Here is a 281-nt window from a genome sequence, read left to right as displayed (position 1 = left end):
AAAAGGCTACTAATACTGGGCTAAGGTCACTTTAGATGTAGTGGTTTACTTAACCATAGGCAGCAAAACCGCTACATAACGCTGGGCCCAGTTTGCAAGCTCTATTCTATTTCGTGAATTTGTTTTTTTGAAGGCACTATACAAATGAGTTTTTACGGTGTGATCACTTATATTAAGTTTATCCGCGATCGTATTATTACTCGCGCCTTGAGCAATTAAATGAATAACCGACTTTTCGCGTTTGGTCAGGTGAGCATAATCGTCTTGCTTTAAAGTAATAT

At 38.1% G+C, this 281-nt stretch carries 1 protein-coding gene; it reads right to left on the bottom strand.

Going from position 1 to position 281, the window contains the following annotated elements; genetic code table 11:
- Positions 1–45 precede the first annotated feature (45 nt).
- The coding region (locus tag SB771_RS34100; RefSeq protein WP_410721931.1) for a response regulator transcription factor at positions 46–281 on the bottom strand (236 nt) is incomplete at its 5' end.

It is taken from the genome of Burkholderia sp. SIMBA_051 (genome assembly GCF_046534915.1).
In the GTDB taxonomy this organism is placed as follows: Bacteria; Pseudomonadota; Gammaproteobacteria; order Burkholderiales; family Burkholderiaceae; genus Burkholderia; species Burkholderia ambifaria.
Note: the sequence above shows the minus strand (reverse complement) of the source record. Positions and strands in the feature narration are given on the sequence as shown.